This is a genomic window from Bacteroidia bacterium, from assembly GCA_025056095.1.
Classification (GTDB): domain Bacteria; phylum Bacteroidota; class Bacteroidia; order JANWVE01; family JANWVE01; genus JANWVE01.
In genome coordinates this window covers 1-8,848 of sequence record JANWVW010000114.1, presented here as the reverse complement: position 1 = coordinate 8,848, position 8,848 = coordinate 1, and the positions used below count along the sequence as shown (strand labels likewise).

Sequence of the window (8,848 nt, the reverse complement as noted above, 5' to 3'; positions counted from 1 at the left end):
CGTTAGCGTAGCCCGTAGCACGCCGACCTTGTGGGCATGAGCGCAAGCGAAACGCCCACAAGGGCACGCCCAAAAAACTAAAACTAAAATTTAAAATTTTTCAATTAACTTAGTAGTGAGCAGACTACGGAATTTCTATACCAATCACAAGAATGTCATCCGTTTGCGTATTTCTTCCTTTCCAATTTTGCCACTCATCAATGAGTATTTTCTTAAATTCTTGCATAGGTACAAACCTATGGTTGAGTAAAAATTCTCTAAACTGCTTGATAGAATATCTTTTTTTGTCTTCGGCATCAAACTGGTCTGTATAGCCATCAGTAAACAAATATACTCTATCCCCTGACTGCGCTTGAATAGTATGCTGCTCATAAGTTGGTTCAACTACATTCATTTCCCCACCAATAGAATAAGAAGAACCTTTTATCTCCTGTAACCCATCTTTAGAAACAAGTATTAAAGGTCTTTTTGCACCTGCAAAGTGAATTTTTTTGTCTAATAAATCATATCGTATAATAGCGACATCCATACCATCACGAATAGTTTGTTCAGAATAAGCTTCTGAATAGGAGAGAATTTTGCCTAATTTTTTATGTAGTTGCAGTAAAATTTGCGCAGGTTCATAAATATCTTCCTGATTGACAATTTGATTAAGCAGTGTGTGCCCAATGACTGACATAAATGCGCCGGGTACACCATGACCTGTACAATCGGCTACAGCTATGAACGCATAATGATAGCGTGTTGTATACCAATAAAAATCTCCACTTAAAATGTCTTTAGGTTCGTAGAATATACAGTATTTTGAGCAGGTTTTTTGAATTTGTTCGTCATTAGGAAGGAGATTTTCTTGTATCCTACGAGCATAACGTATGCTATCTAAAATATCTTTGTTTTGTCTTTCAATAATTTCTTTTTGAGCTACTACTTCTTGAGTTCGTTCTTTTACACGTTTTTCAAGATTATTGTAGAGCTGAACATTGTCCAAAGTTATACTTACTTGAGAAACTAGTAGGTCTAGTGCTTCTAAAATTTTTGGGGTAAAGTGTTTGTTTTGGTTATGCTCTAAGTACAGTACTGAAAGTACTTTTCCTTGTTTGATTAAGGGAACTACTACAAAAGACTTTATTTTATTTTTCTGTATGTATAGGTTAGTACTAAATACAGAATCCTCACCATCGTAGATTATAGTTTTTTTCTCGTTATAGCAGTGTTCAATGATAGAGAAAAGTGTTTGATTGCTTTTTTCATTTTCAATGATGTATTCTGAGTCAAATGGATACAAATTCACTTGCTTATCCTTCCGATAGCAATCTGCTCTGCACCACAATTTTTCGTTTCTTTTTGTAAAAATGATTCCTTTTTGAGCTTTGGAATTTTCTACTACAAGGTACAAGAATTTTTTGATTAGTTCATTGAGATTAACTTCTTTGGAAAGTTCTTGAGATGCAAGGTTGAGGTTTTTTAGAAGGGTGTTGTACTCTTTGAGTTCAGCTTTTTGCATGTAGCTTTTGGCGGCTTCCTCAATAGTAAGTAAGAAGTCGGTTTTTTCCCAAGGTTTAGGGATGTATCTGTAAAGGTGTGCATGATTTATGACATTACTGATAGCTTCTAAATTACCTTGTCCTGTGAGTAAAATTTTAAGAGCATCTGGGACTATTTTATGCGCACTGATGATAAATTCATCTCCTTTCATACTAGGCATAAGGTGGTCTGAAATAATGATAGCAATGTCTTGTTTTTGCGCCGTACAGTCCTCTATAATTTCTAACCCTTCTTTACCACTTTCAGCTATTTCAAAACTAAAAATGTGTGAAAAGTGGTTCTCCAATTGTTCTAGCAAACTATCTAGTACAATTTTTTCATCGTCTACGCAGAGAATAATAGGTTTTCTTGGCATAACAATAAGCGTTTAGTGTTTTTATATTATGAAATACTTTTACAAATATACTACATGCAATTATACAAATTAAACTTTTAACTTTATACGTGTTCTTTCAGAAGTAGTTTAGATACATGAAGGAGGTAACCGAAAACCTGATTATAGTATCAATTGTTTGATTATCAGGTAATTATTCAAAAAAATTGTAATGGTTTTCAAAAAAAATTTGGTAAATACAACGTTAGTGTTGTATACTTGCATAAAAATACAAAACATCCGAAATTTATTTGTTTCATTATGAGTACAAACAAGAAGGAGAAAAAAGAGAGCAGCCCACTCAAAAGCAAGTTTGCTGCCATTGTAATTCCTGTATGCTTAATTGTAAGTATACTAACGTACAAGTACGTTTTAGGTGCCCCTTCTAACTTTAAGGGTGGCAACCCTGAAAATATGCCTTTGCCTGGCAACTATCTAGGCATGATGTATAAGGGCGGATTTATTGTGCCTATTTTAATGTGCTTAGTACTGTTGGTAATTGTGTTTTCGATTGAAAGAATGATTACTATCAACCGTGCCACAGGAAAGGGACGCCTTGAAAACTTTGTACGTAAAATTCGCGCGCACTTAAATGCAGGCAATATTGATGCGGCTATTAGAGAGTGCGACTTGCAAAAAGGTTCTGTGGCTAATGTTGTCCGTGCAGGACTTGAAAAATACAAAGCTATGGAAAAAGAACCTGAAATGGAATTAGAACAAAAAACTCTAGCTATTCAAAAAGAGATTGAGGAAGCTACCACACTAGAAATGCCTGCGTTAGAGAAAAATCTACCTATCTTGGCGACTATTGCTTCTATATCCACATTGATTGGACTATTGGGAACAGTACTAGGTATGATTAGGGCATTCGCCGCTTTAGGTGAATCAGGTGCATCTGCTGCAGATGCTTTGGCAGTCGGTATATCAGAAGCTTTGATTAACACTGCTACAGGTATTACTGCTTCTGCACTGGCTATCATTTTCTATAACTACTTCACAGGTCGTATTGATAAATTAACTTACAGCATAGACGAAAGCGGATTTAGCATCGTGCAAAGCTTTGCTGCTTCCCATTCAAGTAAACAAAGTGCCTGAAATCTATGGGTAAAGTAAAAGTTCCTCGCAAAAGTACAAACATAGATATGACAGCCATGTGCGACGTGGCTTTCCTACTCCTAACCTTCTTTATTTTAACTGCTAAATTCAAGCCTAATGAACCTATTATCGTGGATACACCTGCTTCGGTAGCCGATAAAAAATTACCCGAAGACAAAGTAATAACTATATCCGTAGATAGAAAAGGCAGAATATTTTTCGGAGTAGATAATATCCAAGTTAGGCGTAAAATTCTAGACCGAGTAGCTAAACAAAAAAATCTTACTCTTACTTCCGAGCAGCGCAAAAAGTTTGAAAACATGGCAAGCTTTGGAGTCCCTATGGCGGAACTACCTAGACTTTTAAGCTTGGATTTTAGCCAACATGCTGATCCTAACGTACAAAAAGGTATCCCGATAGATACTACCAACAAGTATCAACGTTCTGAGCTTACTGACTGGATACAGTATGCACGACTGGCCTACAAGGAAGTAACAGGAAGTGCACCTTTTATAGCTATTAAAGCGGATTATGATGTTAATTACCCCGTAGTGCAGGATATAATCAATACTTTGCAAAGTCCGCGAGTAAAAATCAATAAGTTTAATTTAGTAACCAGCTTAGAGAAAAAACCTGAAAAATAGAAAAATTAGTCTATGGCAGAAATTGACACCAGTAGTAGCGGTGGTGGTAAGAAAAAAGGCGGTAAGATACGTGCTAAAAAAATGTCCACTCGTGTAGATTTTACACCAATGGTGGACCTTGCCTTCCTGCTTATTACATTCTTTATGCTCACCACCACTTTGAGCAAACCTCAGTCTATGGAACTGAACATGCCTGAAAAAGATGTTACCAAAGAAGAGCAACAAAAAATAAATGATGAGCAAGCAGTTACTATTATGCTTGCTAAGGACGATAAAATATACTACTACGAAGGTATGCCCCCAAAAGATGGTGAAGCACCGCCTAGTATCATAGAAACTAGTTTTGACCCTAACAAAGGCATTAGGCAATACCTTCTCAAAAGGAATGCACGAGTACTAAATGAAATAAAACCCCTGCGGGCTAAATTGCAAAGCGGGCAAATTAACGAAGAACAATATCGAAAAGCCGTGGCAGAAATAAAGAAAAATGACACAAAAGGAATCGTAGTTCTTATTAAGCCTCACAAGCTTTCAAAATATAAAAATATGGTAGATATTTTAGATGAAATGGCTATTTGTGATATTCCCCGCTACGCAATTGTAGATTTAGCACCTGCTGAACAACTCATTTTAGATGAATATGCCAAAAGATAGTTTTATGATATAGAAGCTAAAAATAGGTACAACTCTCTTATCTTTTTTGGATGTCCTTCTATATATAAAAAGGCGAGGTAACTCAGTTTTGTGCTTAATTGTTCATTCTAATCAAGTATTTGACTTATTTGATTTTCTAACATGAAAACTGTAGTAATCACAGGCTTAGGTGTTGTTTCCCCTATTGGAAACAGTGTATCCGATTTTTTGGAAAATCTTAAAAAAGGTACAAACGGTGTAGGTCTTATTACCAAATTTGATGCATCTTGTCATAAAACTCAATTTGCCTGTGAAGTGAAAAATTTCGATCCTCAAGCTCGAATAGATAAAAAAGACCTACGCAAAATGGATTTATACACACAGTATGCCCTGTATGCTTGTGCTGAAGCTGTGGAACAAGCTCGGTTAGAGCAGAGTTCGAAAATAGATAAAAGTAACATAGGTGTAATATGGGGCAGCGCTAACGGAGGTGTTTCTACTTATGATCAGGAACTGATAGAGTTTGCCAGAGATTTACAAAATCCAAGATTCAGCCCGTTTTTTATTCCAAAAATGCTAATTAACATGGCTTCGGGTTGGATATCTATGCGCTATGGTTTTGGGGGAATAGTGTATAATACCGTATCTGCGTGTGCGTCAGGTAACACAGCAATTATTGAAGCGGCTAACCAAATTCGTTATGGCAAGGCAAAAGTGATGATTGCAGGGGCTTCCGAAGCGCCTATCACACCTTCCCATATAGCAGGTTTTAACGCCCTAAAAGCACTTTCAACTCAAAATCAAAATTTTCAAACCGCATCGCGACCTCTGGATAAAGACCGTAATGGTTTTGTTATGGGAGAAGGTGCAGCTTGTTTCGTACTTGAAGAATATGAACATGCTATTTCGCGTGGAGTGCCTATTCTTGCAGAATTTGCAGGAGGAGCTATGACCGCAGATGCTTATCATATCACTGCTACACACCCCGAGGGAATAGGTGCAATACGCTGCATGCAAAATGCTCTACTAGATGCTAAAATACAACCTGAAAAAATAGATTACTTGAACCTTCATGCTACTTCTACTCCATTAGGCGATAATAGCGAAGTAATTGCCATAAAAAAGGTATTTGGAAGCCATGTTAACAAGCTATATGTTAGTGCTACTAAATCTATGACAGGGCACTTGTTAGGTGCAGCAGGGGCTTTAGAAACCCTAATTTGCGTTTTAGCGGTTCAACATGGATTTATTCCACCTACAATTAACACACAAGAAGTGGGTCAGGATACATATTTGCCTAATATTGTGTTAGGTACAGCCCTTCATAGACCTATACGTTATGCTATGAGCAATAACTTCGGCTTTGGCGGACATAATGCCACTTTAATTGTCAAAAAATACTGAAGACTATTTGCTTCCCTTTTTGGCAATTATATTACCTATCATAAAAATTAAAAAACCTATACCTAAGTATGGTAGCAGGTTCGCATCGTTATAAAAAAACAGACTGTCTACCAATCCGATTCCACATACTGCGAAACCCACTGCCATGATGATCTTACCCACAATTTGAAGCATAATACAAAAGTAAAAAAATTGGGCTAATATGTGCCCATATTAACCCAAAATCCTTATTTAATCCTCATATATCTCTAACCAATTTTGAGGTAGAGATACTATCATATAGCGCTCATCGCGGTTAAGCTCTACAATAAATTCATCTACTGCGGGAATTAAAACTTCTTTACCTTGGTGATTAACTGCGATGATAGGATGAGCTGCCGTTTCGTAAAATAACTCAATTTTACCGATGCTCCCTAGCACTACGTCCCTGACCTCAAACCCTATAACTTCGTGAAAGTAAAAGCTTTTGCCCTCCAGTTTAGGTAAAAAATCCATACTAACCCATACTTCTGCGCCTCTCCATTCCTCTGCGGCGTTTCGGTTTGAGATTTGTTTTAGACTAACCAGCATCTCATCAGGCGGGGTGTAGGAAACACTTTGTACCTCAAAATGTTGAACTTTATGTTTGAGTTTGAGAGTAAGGTGTTTAAGTTTTCGATATTTTTCAGGAAAGTCAGTTTCTACTTTGAGTTTTAGGACACCTTTTATACCATGAGGACGAGCTACGTAGCCAAGCAAATAGTAACCTTCCATTATGAGGCTACATCGTTATTTTGAGCGTCTTGATTATTTTCAGAGGAAGCAGCTTGGTACTTAGCTTGTATTTTTGCTTCTTTTTCAGAGCGTTGAGCTTTCTCTTGAGCTAAACGCAGTGTTCTCTTTTCCTCTTTTTTAGCTTGAGCTTTTTCAATTTGTGCTTGGATTTTTGCTTGCTTAGCGGCTAACCATTTTTGATATTCTGCTTCAATTTCTGCTTCGCTTTTACCCCAACGATACAAATGCATCCTGAGTAGTACCCCTTTGTATGAAAGTATCCTGCGAACAGTGTCCGTAGGTATAGCGCCTTGTTTAAGCCAATGAAGCGCACGAGCATCATCTAACTCAATTGTTGCAGGTATAGTAGTAGGGTCGTATGAACCAATCCGCTCAATAAACTTACCATCTCTTGGTGCGCGAGAATCAGCTACAACAATGTGATAGTAAGGTTTTTTCTTTCTACCTTGTCTTCTTAATCTAATTTTAACAGCCATGTTTTACTTAACTCCGATAAATGGACTGCAAAGCTACACAAAAAAAATAAGATGTCAAACAATAAAGTCTACTTTACTCCTTAACTTTGTGAAAAACGAATAAAAAGTCTATCTTTGGGCAATGAAGTACTTGCTAATTTTATGGCTATGTGTGTCTTACATAATTATGCAAGGGCAAGTAGTCCCTAACTCGATGACATTTATGGATACCCATATCACATTTACACACAGTGGCAAAGCAGAAGTGCAAAAATTTGTTAATATGCTTACACACTACAAAAAAAGTGTAGAGAATATCGTTCACCTATGTACAATGCACTTTCCTATTTTAGAAAAAGTATTGCAACAAGAAAATGTACCTGATGATTTTAAGTATGTTTGCCTTCAAGAAAGTAAGTTCAATCCGAATGCGGTATCTCCCTCACAAGCAGTAGGATACTGGCAGATGAAGCTTTCCACAGCAAAAGCGGTAGGATTAACTGTAGATGAGCAAGTAGACGAACGTAAGCATCTTATTCTTTCTACTCAAGCCGCATGCCGATACATCAAAACAGGGTATGACATTTTTCATAATTGGATAGGGGCGCTGTTAGCATATAACCAAGGTGGAGGGGGAGCAAAAAAAATATTCCCTCAAAAATTTTACAACAAAAATGAGTTTGTAGTAGATGGACAAACCCCTGCCTATATTATTCATGCCCTTGCGTACAAAATAGCTTTTGCCCAAAGAATTAGACTCTCAACCCCTGAAAAAGTTTTAGTACTCTTCAAGCCTAAAGAAAGTAATTCTTGGCAAGACTTAGCCAAATATCACAAAGTAGAAGTAGAAGAGCTCAAAAAATACAACGCTTTTGTTAAGGAAGGGCACTTTCTCAAAAACTATGTGTACCTTATCCCAAAAAAGACGTCAAATGCTAAAATTGATGAAAATTTAATTGTCAATACCCTACCTCCCACGCCTAATGACCCTGCTATTTTAGATAATCCCGATTTAATTGTTATCAAAGATGAAAAAACAGCGCAGGAAGTTCGCAAACAGAAGCATGTTTTTAAAGTCAATAAGGTAAGAAACAAACAAGAAATTAAAGTAGGTGATACCGTTTTAGTAAATAAGTTCAAACCTATCAAGCCCAATTATCATGTAGTAAGAAATGGTGATACGCTTTCTGAAATTGCAGAAAAGTACGGTGTTTCTGTGGCAGCCTTAAAAAAGTGCAACCCTGGGCTGACCGAAGACATTAGAATAGGACAAAAAATCCGAATCCCATAGAGTTAGTTTTTGTCTTTGAATTTTTTCATAGTAGCGAGAAAACTTTCAGGATCCTGCGCGCCCACTTGGCTGCCTACTAACTTACCTTCTGAATTGAAAAACAAAATGGTAGGATAAGCCTGTACTTGGTACTCTTGTACAATTTTTGGACCTTCACCCCTTTCGCCATCTAACTTATAGGGGATAAAATTTTTATTTGCGTATTCCGCTACTTGCGGATGAGTGAAAGTATGTTTTGACATCCATTTGCAAGGACCGCACCATACTGCATATACATCTACAAAAAATGGCTTTTTTTCTGCTTTTGCTTTGGCAAGTAAGTCATTCCACGTGCCTTTGAAAAATTGTACTCCTGCTTCTTGAGCATAAATAGTTTTCAAAGATAAAGAGAGGATAAAAACTATTATTCCAACTCTGAATAAGGTTCTCATACAGATTGACAAAATTACCAAAAATATGCCAAATGGATAGGATAAAAATAAAAAATTATTCGGTACAAATTTGCGTAAAGTTACGTTGCTTCTACTTCTGTTGTATGAAGGTTAGATTTTAGATTCTTTTTTGGGCGTGCCCTTGCCCACACTTCGCTTGCGCTTGTGTGGGCAAGGTCGGCGTGCTACGGGCTACGCTATCG

The 8,848-nt window shown here is 37.0% G+C and carries 9 protein-coding genes; 5 read left to right on the top strand and 4 right to left on the bottom strand.

From position 1 onward, the window contains the following. Positions 1–124: 124 nt before the first annotated feature. Positions 125–1,900: a SpoIIE family protein phosphatase gene (locus tag NZ519_09090; GenBank protein ID MCS7028908.1), complete on the bottom strand. Its 1,776-nt coding sequence runs from the start codon at positions 1,898–1,900 to the stop codon at positions 125–127. A 279-nt stretch (positions 1,901–2,179) separates the two neighbouring features. On the opposite strand from NZ519_09090, the gene NZ519_09085 reads away from it, so the two are divergent. The 4 genes from NZ519_09085 (at position 2,180) to fabF (ending at position 5,694) form a co-directional block, all read left to right on the top strand. Continuing rightward, on the top strand, positions 2,180–3,013 hold the full coding sequence (locus tag NZ519_09085; protein ID MCS7028907.1) for a MotA/TolQ/ExbB proton channel family protein: 834 nt from the start codon (positions 2,180–2,182) through the stop codon (positions 3,011–3,013). 5 nt (positions 3,014–3,018) lie between these two features. Then, positions 3,019–3,657, top strand: a complete 639-nt coding sequence (locus NZ519_09080; protein MCS7028906.1) for a biopolymer transporter ExbD — start codon at positions 3,019–3,021, stop codon at positions 3,655–3,657. Positions 3,658–3,669: 12 nt separating this feature from the next. Then, on the top strand, positions 3,670–4,311 hold the full coding sequence (locus tag NZ519_09075) for a biopolymer transporter ExbD (protein MCS7028905.1): 642 nt from the start codon (positions 3,670–3,672) through the stop codon (positions 4,309–4,311). A 141-nt stretch (positions 4,312–4,452) separates the two neighbouring features. After that, positions 4,453–5,694, top strand: coding sequence for a beta-ketoacyl-ACP synthase II (gene fabF, locus NZ519_09070; protein MCS7028904.1), 1,242 nt, complete (start codon positions 4,453–4,455; stop codon positions 5,692–5,694). A 231-nt stretch (positions 5,695–5,925) separates the two neighbouring features. Here fabF and rimM read toward each other — a convergent pair whose 3' ends face one another. Together rimM and rpsP are read right to left on the bottom strand one after the other, a co-directional pair. Continuing rightward, positions 5,926–6,447, bottom strand: a complete 522-nt coding sequence (gene rimM, locus NZ519_09065; protein MCS7028903.1) for a ribosome maturation factor RimM — start codon at positions 6,445–6,447, stop codon at positions 5,926–5,928. Further along, on the bottom strand, positions 6,447–6,944 hold the full coding sequence (rpsP, locus tag NZ519_09060; GenBank protein ID MCS7028902.1) for a 30S ribosomal protein S16: 498 nt from the start codon (positions 6,942–6,944) through the stop codon (positions 6,447–6,449). Before rpsP ends, rimM begins: the two co-directional genes overlap by 1 nt. Positions 6,945–7,065: 121 nt before the next feature. Between rpsP and NZ519_09055 the strand changes: the two genes are divergently transcribed. Further along, positions 7,066–8,214: a transglycosylase SLT domain-containing protein gene (locus tag NZ519_09055; GenBank protein MCS7028901.1), complete on the top strand. Its 1,149-nt coding sequence runs from the start codon at positions 7,066–7,068 to the stop codon at positions 8,212–8,214. 2 nt (positions 8,215–8,216) lie between these two features. Here the strand turns inward: NZ519_09055 and NZ519_09050 are convergent, their stop codons facing one another. Then, complete coding sequence (locus NZ519_09050) at positions 8,217–8,645, bottom strand: thioredoxin family protein (protein ID MCS7028900.1); 429 nt, start codon at positions 8,643–8,645, stop codon at positions 8,217–8,219. Between the last annotated feature and the right edge of the window lie 203 nt (positions 8,646–8,848).